This is a genomic window from Roseibium sp. MMSF_3544 (genome assembly GCF_030732845.1).
GTDB lineage: Bacteria > Pseudomonadota > Alphaproteobacteria > Rhizobiales > Stappiaceae > Roseibium.
Genome location: NZ_JASHKA010000019.1, coordinates 1 through 16054 on the forward strand (window position 1 = coordinate 1; position 16054 = coordinate 16054).

Here is a 16054-nt window from a genome sequence, read left to right on the forward strand (position 1 = left end):
ATCGACACCTCCCGAAAAAACCGAAAGTGTTACCTATGTGTCCGGAACGCTTTGTCACCTATGTCTCAGGTCGGGCATCACGTTACCTCAGTGAGTTGAAAAAGCCGCCTTCGGGCGGCTTTTTTCGTGTCTGCGTGCCGTTCGTCCGCATTTCCGGGATCGGTCCAGATTGCGATCCAGATAAAACCGGAATTCCGAATCCGGCAAATGCACTCCATCAGTCACACGCGGTGCCGATCCAACAAAAAATGATAGCGTTCGCGGTTGGCGGAGGGCCGTTGAGTGTTGCACTCTCTGTTTGACCGGAGCCGCTCGCCACCGCCCGTATGAAGGGTCAGTGGGGCGCAGCTTTGGTCGGCCGGGCAGGGTCAAGCAGGGAGAAAGACCATGGATGACAGCCGTTCAGCCAGCGGGGCGGACCCCTTGGTGTGGGGCAGCGGTCCCAAAGTGGTGGAGATGTTTCTTGAGCCGACATGTCCTTTTTCCGCAAGGGCGTTTGGCAAAATCGACGATCTGATCGCACTGGTCGGAGCGGACAGGATTACAGTCAAGATCCGTTTTGTCTCGCAGCCATGGCATATGTTTTCCGGCGTGATCGTGCGCGCGATCCTCGCCGCGTCGACGTCCAAGAAGGGCAAGGAGGATGCTCGGACCGTCATGGCCGCAATCTATGCGAACCGCGATGAGTTTGAATTTGAGGACCATCGCGCTGGCCCGAATCTGGACAGTACGCCAACCGACATTCTGGAGCGGATCAAGACCCTGAGCGGCGTGGATGTTGCCGAGGCCTTTCAGATCAGCGCGCTCCAGGCTGATGTCAAATGGCACACCAAATATGTGCGGCAGAACGGGGTTCATGTCTCTCCAAGCTTTCAAGTGGATGGACTGATCGCAAACCAGATGAGCAGCGGTGACACGGTGGAGGAGTGGGCCAACGCAATCGGCCTCCGTTGAGTGCCGGTTTGACGCCATCCGGCACCCGGGCGACTTGTACATCTTGTTCAATTCCACCGGTGAGCAACACGGATCAGCAGTTCATCAAAGGGTGTTTGGCTTGAATTAACATTATCGATAATCTATAAATCTAGTAAGTTGCATCAAAAGCTTCGCGCCTGACGGCCGCGCATGAAGGGAAGAAACGATGACTGCCAGTGACCTGCCGACGCCGGACTATGCCTACAACCTGAAGCTACTCGGCTACTCCGATCAGGGCGGCCGACCGGATGGCGTGCAGTTGATGGTCAACAAAGGGCACGCAATCATCGGTCACATGTTCTCAGACGGCTTCAGTGTCGTTGATGTACGCGATCCAAGGAACCCGAAACCCGTTCACTACGAACCCGCGGCCTCAAACACCTGGAACATTCACCTGCAAAGCCATGAAGACCTGCTTCTGGTGATCAATGCGCGCAACATGTTCGCGGCGCCCGAGTTTCAGGATGAGAAGCAGTACTACACCGGCAAGATCGGCGAGAAAGTCGGCACCGTGGATGCCCAGGCAGCGCCCAAGCGCGACTGGACCGCGGGCATGTCCGTTTATGACATTTCAAACCCTGCCGCACCGAAACGGATCGGCTTCATGGATGTGGAAGGCGGCGGCATCCACCGGCTCTGGTATGTGGGTGGGCGCTGGGCGTATGCGTCGGTCCTGCTTGACGGGTTCACGGACTATATCTTTGTCACCATCGACATGGCGGATCCGGCAAACCCGAAAGAGGCCGGCCGCTACTGGCTGCCCGGGATGAATAGCGCGGCTGGTGAGGTCCCGGAAGAAAACGCGGCGCGCGCCGGGCTGCACCATGCGATTGTTCACGGGGATACTGCCTACGGTGCCTGGCGCGATGCGGGCATGGTGATCATGGACGTCAAGGACCGTACCAATCCGGAGCTGATCGTTCACCGCAACTGGTCGCCGCCGTTTGGCGGAGGCACACATAACTGTCTGCCGCTGCCCGACCGCGATCTTCTTGTCGTTGCCGACGAGGCCGTGCTCGACAATTGTGCGGACGGGATCAAGCACATCTGGCTGTTCGACATTCGCGAACCGTCAAACCCGGTCAGTATTTCGACGGTGCCGATCCCATCAGACGCGGACTATGTGAACAAGGGCGCGCATTTCGGGCCGCACAACATTCACGAAAACCGTCCGGACAGTTTGGTAAGCGATCAACTGATCTTTGCGACCCAACAGAATGCAGGCGTGCGTGTCTACGATATTTCCAACGAGTACCAGCCCAATGAAGTTGCCGCCTTTGTGCCGCCGGCACCGGCGCGGCTGATGGATGGCCGCCTCAACCGGCCGCAGGTGATACAGACCTGCGATGTCTGGGTGTCCAAGGACGGCATCGTCTATGCGTCCGATTACAATGCCGGGCTCTACATTCTCGAATACGAAGGCTGATCCTTCGCGACGGCAAAAAAGAAACGCCGCAGGTCAAAAGGCTTGCGGCGTTTTTTGTCGAGGGTCTGAGCGTTTGGAAGCGGCAAACAAAGGAATGCCGGCACCATTTCGACCCAGGCAAGTGTTGCGCTGGGCGGAGCTTCTTTCCTGAACGCTAGGCTGTAACGTGTGCGCCCAAGACCCGGCGTACATTGCTTGCGGCGACTTCGGCAATGCGCCGGTTGGATTCCTGCGTGACGCCGGCAACGTGCGGCGTCAGGATGAGATTGCCGACACCCTGGAAGAGGGCGCTTGCGGTTTCGTCAATCGGCTCGACATCAAGCGTATCGAGTGCTGCACCGCCCAGGTGTCCGGAACTGAGGGCGTCCGCACAGGCAGCCTCGTTGACAATACCGCCGCGCCCGGCATTGACCAGAACCGCGCCTTCCTTCATCCGGCTGAACTGGCGCGCATCGATCAGGTCGATGGTTTCGGGCAATTTCGGGCAGTTCACGGAGATCACATCGGACTCGGCGACCAGTGTGTCCAGGTCCACGTTGCGGGCGTTGTTCCAGGCGGGCGAGTCGGCCGGCAACATGGCGTCATAGGCAATCACCTCCATGCCCATGCCGCGTGCCTTTTCGCCGACGACCTGTCCGATGGACCCGAAACCGATCACGCCCATCGTCCGTCCGGTCATCTCACGGCCGCCCGCGAACTTGGTGCGGTTCCATTCACCGCCGGCAACTTCCCCGGTTGCGAAATAGGCGGGTCCGCGCAGCAGGATTAGCGCCGTGGCGATAACATATTCGGCCACGGACACCGCGTTGGCACCGATGGAGGGACATACTTCGATGCCCCGCGCCTGACAGGCCTTTACGTCAATATTGTCGAGCCCCACGCCCATGCGGGCGACGATCTTGAGGTTCGGTGCCGCGTCCAGAAACTCGGTGTTCACCTGGGTTGCATTGCGCACGATGATGGCACGCGCGTCTGCAGCGCGTGACAGAAGCTCGTCGCGCTTGCCCCAGAGATCCGGATCCCAATGCGTATCAAACTCGGCGATGACGCTCCTGGCGGTGGGTTCGTCCATGAACTCGCTAATCAACACATCGGACATCGTGCGGACCTTTCCATCGGTTTGGGCTTCCCCGCCACGCATCAGTGATGGCCCCTGAGGGAAGGTGTTTTTCTTGGAGGTTTTGAAGTCGCGGCCTTAGGGTACGGACTCATAAATGAAGTCAATTTGGTTTGGATCGTTTTGACCAGCGGCAAGGAGCGAAAGCGCAGGAAATGTGGTTCATTTTCAAGCCTTTCGCGACGAAGCAGATGGCCAAAACGGTCAAATCCGAAGGACGGCAAAATGGCTTCACCTCGCAGCGTCAACGCGCTTGACCGGGCATAAAGCCCACTCTTCACACGCTTCCTCGCGTGATTTCGCCATTTATGCCGCCAAATCGGCTTCATTTATGGGTCCGTACCCTAGAGCAGCTCGCGTTCCTTGTTGAATGGATGTTCCATTCCGTATCCATGAACGGCACGATAGCCGTCATAGGCGCGGCCCATGAACTCAAGGGCGATCCACGCACCGAGAAAGGCAAGCGGGATAAGGAACATCAGCCATGTCAGGATCGGCATCGGATATTGCATCAGGCCGGACCCGACCGCGCCCACGGCAAACATGAACGTGAAATAGCCCGACGTCTTGTGATAGGCCTCGAACATGCGGCGGCGCTTGGAGTGATTGTAGTGATCACCTTCCCAGGTTTTGGGATTGTCCGGATCGGCCGTGTAGTAGTATTTGCCGCCGTGGGTCCCGCGCAGGAGAGCCGACACGACCTGAAGGCAGCCCATGATAATGGTGAGCGCGCCGAACAGCGAATGAACCGTTGCACTGAAGCCGCCGCTGACAACCAGCGCGACCCCGGCCCCGGCAATCGAGGCGAATACCGCCGCGAACATCCCGTATTTGTGAGAGGTAAACCACCACCACTGCTTGTTGGTGATGCCGATCTTCGTGCGAACCCCGAATTCGGTCGGCTTGGGTTTCCCGAAGCGGATGATGAGGATGCAGAGTGGAACCAGAACCATCCAGATGCTGAACATCAGGATCGCATGATAGTTCCAATGGATCTCGATTGTTTGCCCCAGCCATTCGAGGTGCACAGTCTCCGGGATGTGAGACATTTTCTCAGTCATTCGCTTCTCCCTGATTTATTCTTTTGCGAGGCTCAGAATCTGGCCAGACAAATCACAGGCTTGATCTTTTGCTGTCCGTGACGGCCCGCCTGCGGACTTTAGGTCCACGCCCAAATCCAGATTCATCGCATCAGTTTCTCGCTCACTTTGGTTTGATATTATCGATAATCGATGGATTTTGCAAGAGGTTGATTTCTTCTTCTCAAGACCGGCTACACGGCTGAGGGACTGTTCAAATCGGGTTTGATTGATTGAGGGCTGGTGGTCGTGCCCTCAACAAAATCAAGGTTTTCGTTACTCGGGTTTGTTTGCCAACACGTGTTCGACAGCCACCTTTCTCGCCTGGACAGGGTCCCTTGCGGCGATCGCGTCTATGATCGGCTGATGTGAGTTTGCCACGGCAGCCAGGTCTGTGTTCTGGCGGACGACGTTCACCATAGTGCTGACCTTCACATGGAGCCGTTCCCAGAGCTCGATGAGCGTCGAATTGCCGGTCGCTTCCAAAATCAGCCGATGGAAGTTTGTGTTGTGTTCGGAAAAGCTCAGGGAGTCATTTGCCCGCGCGGCCGCACGCATTTTGCGGACCTGTTCTTCGAGCTTGGTTTTGAGGGGAGCGCCCTGCTCGGCAATGATTTCAGCCGCGTATCCTTCGATCTGCGCACGGACGTCGTAAAGTTCACGCAGCTCCTTGTCGGGTATCACCCGCACGCGTGCGCCCTTGTTGCGAAGGGTTTCGATGATCCCCAATGCATCCAGCTGACGCAGCGCCTCTCTGACAGGCGCCTGGCTGGTCGACATTTCGGTGGCGATCTTAAGCTCAACAAGACGCTCGCCTGGCTTAAGCTCGCCCTGCACGATACGAGACAGCAGGTGATCCCTTATCTGATCAGCCAGAGATGTGCGGCTCAATACGAGCGGTTCAACCATCCAAAAACTCCCTTCGCGTATGTCGCAGTCAGCGACCGAAGCCGCACCATACAAGATATATTTAATCGATAATAATGAAATTGCCAGATCACGAAACGTGATAGCGGTTGCGATTATCGATAATCTATAATAGAGTATCGGTAATTCGACGTGAGCCGAAGGCGTGACTCCAGGGGTTTTCAGTCGAATGGGAGGAGACATCCAATGCAAGATTCATTGGTGACCAGCCTGTTGGGCCGCATGTCGGCATATGCATGGTTCAGCCTTTTGAACATTTTCTTGGCGGCGCTGATGCTTGCATTGGTGCCGTCGCAAGTGGACAAGCCGCCGGCATTGTTCGGGATGGATTCGGAAGGATTGAACCCGGAATTCTTTCCGCAGGTCGTGACCGTTCTCTGGCTCATGGCCAGTCTGTGGACGTTCGTCGACGCCATTTCCCATCCGTCAGAGCAAACATCGGTCTCAATCGATCTGAGTGCCTTGCTGCGCGTGCTGGTCACGCTGGGTGCAGCCTTGGCCTACACGTTGCTTCTGGTCCCATTGGGATTTGTCGCGTCAAGCGCTGCCGTGATTATCGTGCTCAGCCTCTTTCTGGGCGCACGAAGCCCCTTGAAGATCGGCTTTACCGCCATCGTGGTCCCCAGCGCGGTCTTCTTCATCTTCACGCGCCTTCTGACGGTCTCGCTGCCGCCGTTCCCTTTTCAGATTTTTGGAGGATAGAAGATGCTTCAGGAGCTCCTTGAAGGATTGTCTCTCATCCTTCGTGTCGACACGGTGCTGATGACAGGTGCGGGCCTGGTGCTGGGAATCCTGGTCGGGTCGCTGCCCGGTTTCACGACCGTCATGGCGATGGCCGTGCTGCTGCCGATCTCGTTCTTCCTTGATCCGCTCGTGGGTATTCCGTTCCTGATCGGCGTTTACAAGGGCGGCATCTACGGTGGCTCCATTCCAGCCATACTCGTAGGGATTCCAGGGACTGGCGCATCCGTTGCAACAACGTTTGACGGACCTGCCTTGACCAAGCAGGGCAAGAGCCGCAAGGCCCTGGAAATGGCGCTATACGCCTCCGTCTTCGGTGACACCGCCTCGAGTATCTTCACAATTTTCCTGATCGGACCGATCGCCCTGGTTGCCATGCGGATCGGGCCTCCCGAACTCGCGGTCGTTCTGGCTCTTTCCATGGCTATCATCGCATCCACTTCCGGCGGTGCGGTCAAGAAGGGTGTGTTGATGCTGATGATCGGCATCTTCATCTCGCTGATCGGTCAGGATCCGATCGGCGCCGTCAACCGCTTCACATTCGACGTTTTTGCAATTCAGGCCGGCATTGACCTGCTGCCGATGCTGATTGGATTGTTCGCCATCCCCGAGATCCTGCTGGCCGTGGAATCGCGGATCAATGAGGGCGCCAAGGCCACAAAGCCTGAAGGCGAGCGTCTTTCCTGGCAGGAGCTGAAACGGTCGGCGCGCACGATCCTGCGTTCCACCTGGATGGGTGGCGCCATCGGCGCGGTCCCGGGTGTCGGGCAGGTTGTTGCAGCGTTCATGGGCTACGCGGCGGCCAAGAAAGCAGCGCCTGATCCTGAGACATTCGGCAAGGGTGACCTTGATGGCGTCGCAGCCCCGGAAGCTGCCAACAACGCCGTGAATGGTCCAACAATGGTGCCGCTGCTGACGCTGGGTATCCCCGGCGACAACATCACCGCAATCCTGTTGGGCGCGTTTGTGGCGCAGGGTCTTCGTCCCGGTCCGCAGTTGTTCTCCGATTCCGGTGCGATGGTCTACGCATTGCTGGGGTCGATGGTCATTGCATGCCTGCTGCTGCTGGTTCTGGGGCGCGCGATGATACCGATCTTCGCCCGTGTCGTCGCAATTCCGCGTTCCTATCTCGTGCCGCTGACCATGATCTTCGCGGTGGCGGGTACCTATGTCTATCGCTCGAATCCCCTGGACCTGGTGTTTCTCGTTGTCTTTGGCCTGTTCGGCTACGGCGCGCGCAAGCTCAACTTCGATGTGACGCCGCTCGTCATGGGGTTCATTCTCGCGCCGCCGCTGGAGTATGCCATCGGCCAGACACTGCTTTTGTCGGGTGGCGACGTCGCCGGATACATCGTGAACGAGCGTCCGGTGACCTTGGCGCTGCTCGCCCTCATTCCGATGCTTTTGATTTTCGCTCTCAGAAACCATCTCCGCGCTCGGCGGAAGGCGGCGGCGTGACGCTTGAATGCACGCTGAACAGTTCCAACACATGGAGGAAACGATGAAACTTTTCACTAATCTCGGCAAAGGCCTGATCGCCGGCGCTCTGGCCCTTTCCGCGTTGACCACAACGGCGGCGGCCGAATACCCGGAAAAGCCGGTCACCATGATCATTCCGCTTGGTGCGGGCGGTTCGCACGATCTGAATGCGCGCGTCATCGCCAGTATCCTGCCGACCTATCTGGGTCAGCCGGTGATCGTAAAACTGATGCCGGGCGCCTCGGGTCAGACCGGAACCGCCGCTGCAGCGAATTCCGCGGCTGACGGTTACACAATTCTGTTCACGCAGAACTTTATCGACCAGCTTCAGCAGCATGTCGCCAAATTGCCGTATGATCCGAACAAGGACTTCGTGACCGTTGCGCGTACCAACTTTGCAGCGCCGTCGGTGATCGTGAAGAGCGACAGCGAGTTCACGGACTTCAACTCAATGCTGGAATATGGCAAAGCCAACCCCGGAAAACTGCGTTTCGGTCATTCCGGCAACTGGGGTGCCTTCATGGTTCCAGGCGCACTGCTGTTCACCGAGGCAGGTGTTCGGCCTACACTGGTTCCGCACAAGGGTGGCGGTCCGGCTCTTCAGGCGCTCTTGGCCGGTGACGTTGATGTCTCCATGGCGTTCAACTCCGTGATTGACAGCCAAGGCGACGCCTTGCGTCCGTTGGTTTCAGTCTCGCCGGGCACCGCCATTGAAGGTGTCCCGACAACCGGTGAGGTGGGCATCGAGGGCGTCGGCGATATGGGCATCATGCACCGCGTCGTTCTGGTTCCCGCCGGCGTTCCGGACGAAGCCCTGGCCAAGTTGCGCTCCGCTTTCGCTGAAATGCAGGACGACAAAACCTACAAGCGCCTTCTCGGCAAACTTGGCGAGAACGCCGAGTTCATGGATGGCGAGGCCTATGATTCCATTCGTCTGAAGCAATCGGACGAGTACAAGGCTCTGGTTGACGGTCTGGCGTCCAACTAAGCGTGATCATGTTCCCGGGGTGGGCGACCATCCCGGTGAACAAAACCTGTGAGCTCTGCCATGATGAAAGCGCGAATAGGTGGTTACCAGGGTCCGCACTCGGTTCACACCCGTGGCATGAAGGCCCTTTCTTCCATGCTTCTGGAGCTCGATACGCGGTTTGACGTTGAGGAGCACCTGGACGTCACCAGAGAAGGCATGGCCGCACGTGACCTTTTCGAAGGGCTGGAAACCGGGGCCTTCGACATTGGCTATCTGGCCAGCGGTTACATGACGGAGCGCGTTCCCGAGCTCGGCTTGATGGACATTCCGTTTCTGGTCAGTGACAGGCGCAAAGCCTGCGCCGCATTGGATAGCGAAGCCGGTGACATTCTGTGTTCGGCTTTCGAACGAAAAACCGGGATGAAGCTGCTTGGTTTCTGGGACAATGGACTTCGCCACATTACCAACCGCAAGAGACCGGTTCGGTGCGCGGCGGATTGCGAAGGCCTCGTGATCCGGACTTTGGACAACCGATTTTATCAAGAAACGCTGCGCTCCATGGGGTTCACGCCAGTCGTGACCGATGTGAAAGACCTGGTTACTGCCGTGGAAACCGGCAAGGTCGATGCGCAGGAAAACCCGTTGACGAACCTGGTGCGCTTCGGCATGCATCGCTTTCATCACCATGTCAGTGAAACAGGCCACATATTCGGCGTCGCACTTTGTGTCGTGAATGCGCAATACTTCGCTGCGCTGGACGAAACCGCGCGTGATGCTCTCGTGGCATCAGCACGATACGCGACCCTGATCCAGCGAGAGATTGCGGAACGCGAAGACCAAGAGACACGTGCCATCCTGCAACGCGAGCGGATTGAAATTGTGCCGCGAGAAAACATCGACATTGCCGAGTTCCTGCGACTGACCGCAAAGGTCCGCACCAGGATCACGTCCCGGTTGTCGCCGAACCTCGTCGAGGTTTTTGCCGAAGTTGTAATTTAATATTATCGATAATGTTGACATCACTAGATATCTAATTTAGATTATCGATAATCGATAGAATGAGTCATCCGAGGACGCGCAATGAAAACTTCTCCTGACTTCCCGATCCCTGAACAGATGAAGGCTTGGGTGATCGGTGATCCCGACGAACTGCTCCTGACCGAAAAACCGGTTCCGCAGCCGAAGCGCGCCGAGGCGCTTGTCCGTGTGGACGCGGTTGCGATTTGCGCCACTGACCTGGAGATCTTGCATTACGGATCACCGGCCCTGGTGCAGGGGGGCGCACCGTTCAACAAGAATTTCACGCCCGGTCACGAATACATGGGCACAGTGGTCGGTCTTGGAGACGGCGTCGATGAGTTCGAAATCGGCGACCGCGTCACCGTCGAGATTCATGCAGGGTGCGGCCAGTGCAAGCGATGCCGCGCAGGCATGTACACCAGCTGCCTCAACTACGGTCTCAATTATGGAGACAAGAACAAGGGCCACAGGGCGAACGGCTTCACCACGGATGGCGGCTTTGCCGAATATGCGGTGAACAACATCAACACCATGATCAAGGTGCCCGATGACATGTCGGACGAAGAGGCGACGCTTGTCGTCACGGCCGGCACGTCGATGTATGGCCTGACCGAGCTCGGGGGGCTGGTTGCAGGTGAAAGCGTGGTGGTGACTGGCCCTGGCGCCATCGGTCTCCTGGCCGTTGCCGTCGCCAAGTCGCTCGGTGCTTCACCTGTTGTCTTGACGGGCACGCGCGACGCGCGCCTGGCGATCGGCCGCAGGCTCGGTGCGGATCACGTCATCAACGTTCGAAACGAGAACACCGTCGATGCGGTCAAACGCATCGTGGGCCCGAAAGGGGCTGACTACGTGGTCGAATGCGCCGGTTCTGAAGTCGCGATCAATGACGCCATCCGGATGACCAATCGCGGCGGGAAAATCTGCCTTGCAGCGTTTCCGCATGAGCCGACGAAGGTCGACTTACCCTACGCGGTACAAAACAACATGTATCTTTATGGCATTCGCGGCGAAGGCAAGAGCGCCACGCACCGCGCCATGGCGCTGATGGCTGCGAAAGCGTTCGACGCCACTCTCATTCACACCCACACCTTTGCGCTGGAGGACCTGCCGACGGCGATCCGCTACGCGAAGGATCGGATCGACGACGCCATCAAGGTTGTTGTCAAGGCTCGAGGCGCGGAGCGCGTCGCCCAAGCTGCGGAGTAATTCTCATGAGCAAAGCAAGAAACGGCGTCTATGCCGCCGCTGTCACCCCGGTCGCCGTCGACGGAACCGTCGATATCCCGAAGCTTGTCAACTATTGCAAGCGGCTGATCGACGAAGGCCTGGACGGGGTTGCTCCGGCGGGCACCACAGGCGAAGGCAATTCGCTTCCAACGGCGTCGCGCCTCGCGCTGCCCGGCGCATTTGCCGAGGCTGGTTTTGCAGGCGATCAGGTGATTTTCGGGACCGGCTCCTGCGCCGCCGACGATGCGGTTGAGTTAACGCGTGCGTGTGTCGACGCAGGTTTTCCAAACGTCCTGGTGCTGCCGCCCTACTACCTGAAGAATGTGCCTGACAAGGGGTTGTTCGCCTACTACGCGCGGCTGATCGAGCAGGTCGGTTCGAGCGATCTGAGGATCTATCTCTATCACTTTCCGCAAATGTCGATGACGCCGATTTCGATCCCGCTGATCCAGGAACTGAAGGTGGAATTCGGGCAAGTCATCGCCGGTCTCAAGGACAGTTCTGGCGACTATGAGGGGACGTTGGCCTTCGCCGGCGCCGCGGCAGACTTTGACGTTTTCCCGTCAAATGAGGGCGTGCTTCGTGACGCGCTCAAGAACGGGTGCGGCGGCGTTATTTCCGCCACCACCAATGCCTCAGCAGGACTGGCCCGCGCAACGATCGATGCCGTCGGCGGCGACGCCGAAGCTTATCAGAGGGCGCTGGCGGCTGTCCGCCAGACGATTTCGAAATATCCGCTGAGCGCGGCGTTGAAGCAGATCGAGGCCTGGAAGTCGGGCGATGACAGCTGGTGCGCGACATTCGCTCCGCTGGTTCCGCTGAGTACCGAACAGGCACAGGCATTGTTTGACGATTTGAAAGCTCTGGAGTCAGAGGCCGGAGACCTGACTGTTCGCCTTGCCGCATAAGCGGCGTTCAACCACTGTCTAGGGAGGAAATCATGATCAATACATTTAGAAATCCGCTACGGGGACTTGGCTTGGCGGCCCTGCTGGCCCTCGGTTCAACGTCGGTCATGGCTGACGTGACACTAAAGGACGGAACTGTCTTGTCCGACGAGCCGACTTTCATCGTGACATATATTGAAGTCGATGCGAGCAAGTCTGATGAAGCGCTCGACCTGATCAAAAAGCAGGCAAAGGACAGCGCAAGCGAGACCGGCCTTCTTCGGTTCGAGGGCTTGCAACGCTTGGGTCAAGACAATCATTTCATTGTTCTCGAAACCTGGGCGACGCCCGAAGATCGTTCGGCCCACGCCGCCGCGGAGCACACCCTTGCGTATCGCAACGCTTTGGAACCGCTTCTCTACGCGCCTTACGACGAACGGCCGCATGTCGGTCTGGTAGCTGCCGCACCGTCGGACGTCCCAGCCGGCACGTCGTCGACGGTCTATGTGATCACCCACGCCGACATCATTCCGCCGGAGCAATTTGCACCTTGTGACCGCCAAGTCGACCCGGCCGGACCCTGCGGAAATGAAATGATGACAGACCTGGCCGAATTCAGCCGGACTCATGACGGCAACATGCGCTTCGACGTGCTGACACAGTCGAACCGAGGTAACCACATGAGCGTTGTCGAGATGTGGGACAGCCAGGCGTCGCAAGAGGCGCATCAGGTCCAGCCCGACAAGAAGCAGTTCCGGAACGAACTCGCCGGTATCGTGCCCGAAGGCGGCGTGAATGCCGATCCGCAGTTCGTCCCCAACATGCTGACAGGCAGCCTTTGGGACGAGCGGCTCTACAAGCTGGTTACGGAATAATCCAGCCAGGGAGGCGCCAGGTCATCGTCCTGGCGCCCCCGTCTGCTTTTGCAACACGCAGGCTGACCAAGCTGCATCTGTTCGAAACATGTTGCGACGATGGGCTTCAGCCACACCCTGCCGGATTGGATGGATAGAGCAGAAACACCCTGTCATCGCTCTGCGACAGATCGGGTGAGAAATCGGCACCCTCAACGACAAGATAGTCGACGATCGACATGCGCAGGTTCGGGCCACGGTCCGTGAACTGGATTCGTCCGCCGTCACCCTCGGTCGCGCAGCTCGCATCGGCCCGGCAATAGGCAACGCTGTCGTAGCGCCGTCCATCCCTGAGTATGAAGCCAAAACGTAGTGCCTGGCCGTCCGGGCTCACACCAAGCGACGGGTCCGCGACGAACCAGATGCGTGCAACCAGTTGCTGAGGGTGGTTGCCAAGATGATCGGCGGAGTAGGCGCGGGAATAACAGGCACCTGTTTCGAAGCGCTCTGCAAGGCTTGCTGCAATTGCAGTTGAGCTAAGCGTTGCAAATGCACCTGCTGCGAGAAGCGCGACGGTTGCGGTCTTCAAAAGGCTCAAAGAAGAATTTCCAGGCACGAAAACCTCATCGAATACGGTTTGTCTGAAATTTTGCCAGGCAATCGTGACACCGCGAATTCGACGGCCGGCCTGCAGATATCCTGAACAATCCTAGGGAACCTGCTGCCGACGAATGAACTGCGGCAAAATTCCAATCGCCTTGCAAAAGAGGTACGGTTGACCCAACCCGCACAATACCGCTTGAGGTGCAAAGATGTCCACGCAGCCGGACAATGCCGCAACAGTCAGGGCATTCATCGAGGCTTTCAACGCTGCCGATCTGCCCGCCATGGCGGCCTGTCTTGCAGATGGGCTTGTTGCGGAAGTCACGAAAAAGGACGGCAGCACCAGGCAGGTCGCAGGTGGTGACGCCTACATGAAACTGATCGAGCAGTTGGATATTGCAACCGTTCAGCCGATCCTGACGATCCCCCAGATTGCCGATGTCAACGAGAACCAGGTTCTGGTGATGATCGAGGTCAGGGCGGAACGCAAAGGCCGTAAGCTGCACAATTTCGCGGCCTATCTCATGACGATCCGCGAACGCAAGATCGAGAGGATCTGGATGGTCGAGGCGCTCCCAGCTGAGAGCGACGCGTTCTGGTCTGCTTGAGGAGTTTACATTTCCCGGTAGCCAAACTTCGGTATCACGTCGAGTACATCGAAGGCCGGCGTACCGTCGTCGCGGAAGTTTATCTGGCCGTTGTTCAAGAGAGTGGCGTAGCCATGGGCAAATGACCACAGCATGATTTCCGTGCGAAGTTGCGCATGATCCAGATCTGCCTTGTCCCAGTCGAGCCCTTCGGAGATTTCTTCCAGGACCCGGTAGCTCGCGCGGGCGGCTTCGGAAACCTCTTCGTCCTTGAAATCGCAGTATTCCGGAGAGAACATGATCTGGAACAGCGCCGGATGCTTGCGGGCGAAGCGAATATAGCCCTCAACGGCCGCTTCAAGTTTCTTGACCCGGCCGGACGTTCCAGTGAGGCCAGCCCGCATTTCGGTGGCAAAGCGCCGAAACCCCTCAGCACCGATTGCCGTCATGAGGCCTCTCATCGAACCGAAATGGTTCTTCGGTGCCGTATGACTGACACCGACCTTTGCTGCAATCTTCCTGAGCGACAGTTCCGCGAGGCCCTCGGTCTCGATAATTCCCATTCCTGCTTCGATCAACGCGTTTCTAAGGTCGCCATGGTGATATTTTTTTCTTTTTTCTGCAGGCATTTACGTCTCTAATCTTTCCATTGGAAATATTTTTGCTGGTCCAGGCCGCTCTTTGGTGTATATACCATCTGAATAAATATTTACACTGGATACATTCAAATGACGCTTGAACAGGTTTTTTCCGCGTCCGGAACGTTGGCGATGATCGGCTGGGTGGTGCTGATCTTCGCGCCGCGCCGCTGGGCCTGGCTCAATCTGGTACCGCAAATCGTTGTTCCGCTGGCGCTGTCCGTTCTCTACGCCGGGTTCATCCTGGCCTATTTCGCGGACTCTGGAGGCGGATACGGGTCGCTCGCGGAGGTTCGGCAATTGTTCTCGCTGGACGAACTCTTGCTGGCGGGCTGGATCCATTACCTCGCCTTCGATCTCATGGTCGGTGGTTTCCTGGCCGGGCGCATGGACAGGATCGGAATCCAGCGCATCGTGCAGGCTCCGATCCTGTTCGCAACCTTCATGTTCGGTCCTGTCGGGGTGCTGCTTGCGTTCGGCACGGAAGCCGTCGTGCGCGTCGCCACCCCGCGCTTTGCCAAGGCTTGATACAATGACTTCTACAGATCTTTCCACCGCCCGGGCTCCATCTGCCCGTCTTTCACTTGTGCTCACAGGTTTGTCGGTGGGTATTCTTGTGGTTTCACTCGCAGCGAACACGGTTGACCCACGCCTGCTTGATGGCGCTCCCGTATGGGCGAAGCCGGTAAAATTTGCGCTGTCTTTCGTCGTCTTGTTTGCAACGGTTGCCTGGCTGGAGACGCGCCTGTCACCCCGCTGGCGTGATGGCATCGTACTGACGGCAACGCTTGCGCTCATGGGAACTTCACTGGTCGCCGAGATGGCGTACATGATGTTCCAGGCGGCTCAGGGTGAGCCTTCCCACTTCAACCTTTCAACGCCCTTTCATACATTCATGTACACGGTGGTCATGTTTGTCGGCGCACTCGTGCTCGTGGTCGGGATCGGGATCTTTGGCGTTGTGGCCGCCTGCGACCGGGATGCCAGGCTTGAGCCAGGCCTTCGACTGGGAGTGGTCTTGGGATTCGGGCTTTCGTTGGTGCTCACGGTGATTGTTGCAGGTTACATGGGCGGCCAGGCCGGGCATCACGTGGGTACGCCATCAGCAGATGCCGGAACGCTGCCCCTGGTTGGCTGGTCAACCGAAGTGGGTGATCTTCGTCCGGCACACTTCCTGTCGCTCCACGCTATGCAGGTTTTGCCGCTGTTCGGCTGGCTGCTTGATCGCCGGATGCCGGGCCACGCCCGGAAAGGTATCGTGCTCATTGCAGTTATCTACTGCGTCGCAACTTTTGCAGTCTTTGCGGGCGCGGTTGCGGGAAGGCCTCTGATTGGCATGTAACGACGCGCTGGCGTATTTTTCACAAACTTTCCAGTATCTTATGGTTCCGATGCGCGACGCGATTTTCGGCTGACCGGTGTATTTGCGCCATAAGCGGACGTTTCGTCTAAAATTAGAGAAAAACCTGATGCCATAGCTGAACGAAGTATCAGGATGAATGCATTAGTGTTTGCATACATTGC

At 57.8% G+C, this 16054-nt stretch carries 18 protein-coding genes; 13 read left to right on the forward strand and 5 right to left on the reverse strand.

The annotated features are described in order from the left end of the window. From RBB47_RS22700 to RBB47_RS22710, 3 genes are all read left to right on the forward strand, one after another. Nucleotides 1–302, forward strand: a 302-nt coding sequence (locus RBB47_RS22700; RefSeq protein ID WP_305988179.1) for a hypothetical protein, incomplete at its 5' end; no start/stop codon positions are given. Nucleotides 303–387: 85 nt separating this feature from the next. Beyond that, nucleotides 388–954: a thioredoxin domain-containing protein gene (locus RBB47_RS22705; RefSeq protein ID WP_305988180.1), complete on the forward strand. Its 567-nt coding sequence runs from the start codon at nt 388–390 to the stop codon at nt 952–954. A gap of 187 nt (nt 955–1141) precedes the next feature. Next, on the forward strand, nt 1142–2401 hold the full coding sequence (locus tag RBB47_RS22710; protein WP_305988181.1) for an LVIVD repeat-containing protein: 1260 nt from the start codon (nt 1142–1144) through the stop codon (nt 2399–2401). Nucleotides 2402–2555: 154 nt separating this feature from the next. Here the strand turns inward: RBB47_RS22710 and RBB47_RS22715 are convergent, their stop codons facing one another. The 3 genes from RBB47_RS22715 to RBB47_RS22725 all read right to left on the reverse strand — a co-directional run bounded on the left by RBB47_RS22715 (nt 2556) and on the right by RBB47_RS22725 (nt 5506). Further along, nucleotides 2556–3500 (reverse strand): hydroxyacid dehydrogenase, encoded by a 945-nt coding sequence (locus RBB47_RS22715; RefSeq protein ID WP_305988182.1) that lies wholly within the window; start codon nt 3498–3500, stop codon nt 2556–2558. Nucleotides 3501–3862: 362 nt separating this feature from the next. After that, a complete protein-coding gene (locus RBB47_RS22720) occupies nt 3863–4579 on the reverse strand; it encodes a cytochrome b561 domain-containing protein (protein ID WP_305988183.1) in 717 nt (238 codons plus the stop codon). A gap of 294 nt (nt 4580–4873) precedes the next feature. After that, a complete protein-coding gene (locus tag RBB47_RS22725; RefSeq protein ID WP_305988184.1) occupies nt 4874–5506 on the reverse strand; it encodes a GntR family transcriptional regulator in 633 nt (210 codons plus the stop codon). A gap of 204 nt (nt 5507–5710) precedes the next feature. Here RBB47_RS22725 and RBB47_RS22730 point away from each other — a divergent pair, with 204 nt between their 5' ends. The 7 genes from RBB47_RS22730 (at nt 5711) to RBB47_RS22760 (ending at nt 12723) form a co-directional block, all read left to right on the forward strand. Beyond that, the gene (locus RBB47_RS22730; protein WP_305988185.1) at nt 5711–6226 is read left to right on the forward strand and encodes a tripartite tricarboxylate transporter TctB family protein; all 516 of its coding nucleotides are present in this window, start codon (nt 5711–5713) and stop codon (nt 6224–6226) included. Nucleotides 6227–6229: 3 nt separating this feature from the next. Then, nucleotides 6230–7723 (forward strand): tripartite tricarboxylate transporter permease, encoded by a 1494-nt coding sequence (locus tag RBB47_RS22735; protein ID WP_305988186.1) that lies wholly within the window; start codon nt 6230–6232, stop codon nt 7721–7723. 43 nt (nt 7724–7766) lie between these two features. After that, nucleotides 7767–8732, forward strand: coding sequence for a tripartite tricarboxylate transporter substrate binding protein (locus RBB47_RS22740; protein WP_305988187.1), 966 nt, complete (start codon nt 7767–7769; stop codon nt 8730–8732). Nucleotides 8733–8792: 60 nt separating this feature from the next. Beyond that, nucleotides 8793–9713, forward strand: a complete 921-nt coding sequence (locus RBB47_RS22745) for a TRAP transporter substrate-binding protein (RefSeq protein ID WP_305988188.1) — start codon at nt 8793–8795, stop codon at nt 9711–9713. 81 nt (nt 9714–9794) lie between these two features. Next, nucleotides 9795–10940, forward strand: coding sequence for a zinc-binding dehydrogenase (locus tag RBB47_RS22750; RefSeq protein ID WP_305988189.1), 1146 nt, complete (start codon nt 9795–9797; stop codon nt 10938–10940). 5 nt (nt 10941–10945) lie between these two features. Further along, on the forward strand, nt 10946–11869 hold the full coding sequence (locus RBB47_RS22755; RefSeq protein ID WP_305988190.1) for a dihydrodipicolinate synthase family protein: 924 nt from the start codon (nt 10946–10948) through the stop codon (nt 11867–11869). A 32-nt stretch (nt 11870–11901) separates the two neighbouring features. Beyond that, nucleotides 11902–12723, forward strand: coding sequence for a putative quinol monooxygenase (locus RBB47_RS22760; RefSeq protein WP_305988191.1), 822 nt, complete (start codon nt 11902–11904; stop codon nt 12721–12723). Nucleotides 12724–12829: 106 nt separating this feature from the next. On the opposite strand, the gene RBB47_RS22765 is transcribed toward RBB47_RS22760, so the two are convergent. Then, nucleotides 12830–13300 (reverse strand): hypothetical protein, encoded by a 471-nt coding sequence (locus tag RBB47_RS22765; RefSeq protein WP_305988192.1) that lies wholly within the window; start codon nt 13298–13300, stop codon nt 12830–12832. A 214-nt stretch (nt 13301–13514) separates the two neighbouring features. Here RBB47_RS22765 and RBB47_RS22770 point away from each other — a divergent pair, with 214 nt between their 5' ends. After that, entirely contained in the window at nt 13515–13913 is a 399-nt protein-coding gene (locus tag RBB47_RS22770; protein ID WP_305988193.1) for a nuclear transport factor 2 family protein, read from the forward strand. 5 nt (nt 13914–13918) lie between these two features. Here the strand turns inward: RBB47_RS22770 and RBB47_RS22775 are convergent, their stop codons facing one another. After that, the gene (locus tag RBB47_RS22775; protein ID WP_305988194.1) at nt 13919–14521 is read right to left on the reverse strand and encodes a TetR/AcrR family transcriptional regulator; all 603 of its coding nucleotides are present in this window, start codon (nt 14519–14521) and stop codon (nt 13919–13921) included. Between the two features lie 99 nt (nt 14522–14620). Here RBB47_RS22775 and RBB47_RS22780 point away from each other — a divergent pair, with 99 nt between their 5' ends. Next, nucleotides 14621–15058 (forward strand): ABA4-like family protein, encoded by a 438-nt coding sequence (locus tag RBB47_RS22780; protein ID WP_305988195.1) that lies wholly within the window; start codon nt 14621–14623, stop codon nt 15056–15058. 4 nt (nt 15059–15062) lie between these two features. Continuing rightward, entirely contained in the window at nt 15063–15872 is an 810-nt protein-coding gene (locus RBB47_RS22785; protein WP_305988196.1) for a hypothetical protein, read from the forward strand. Nucleotides 15873–16054 lie beyond the last annotated feature (182 nt).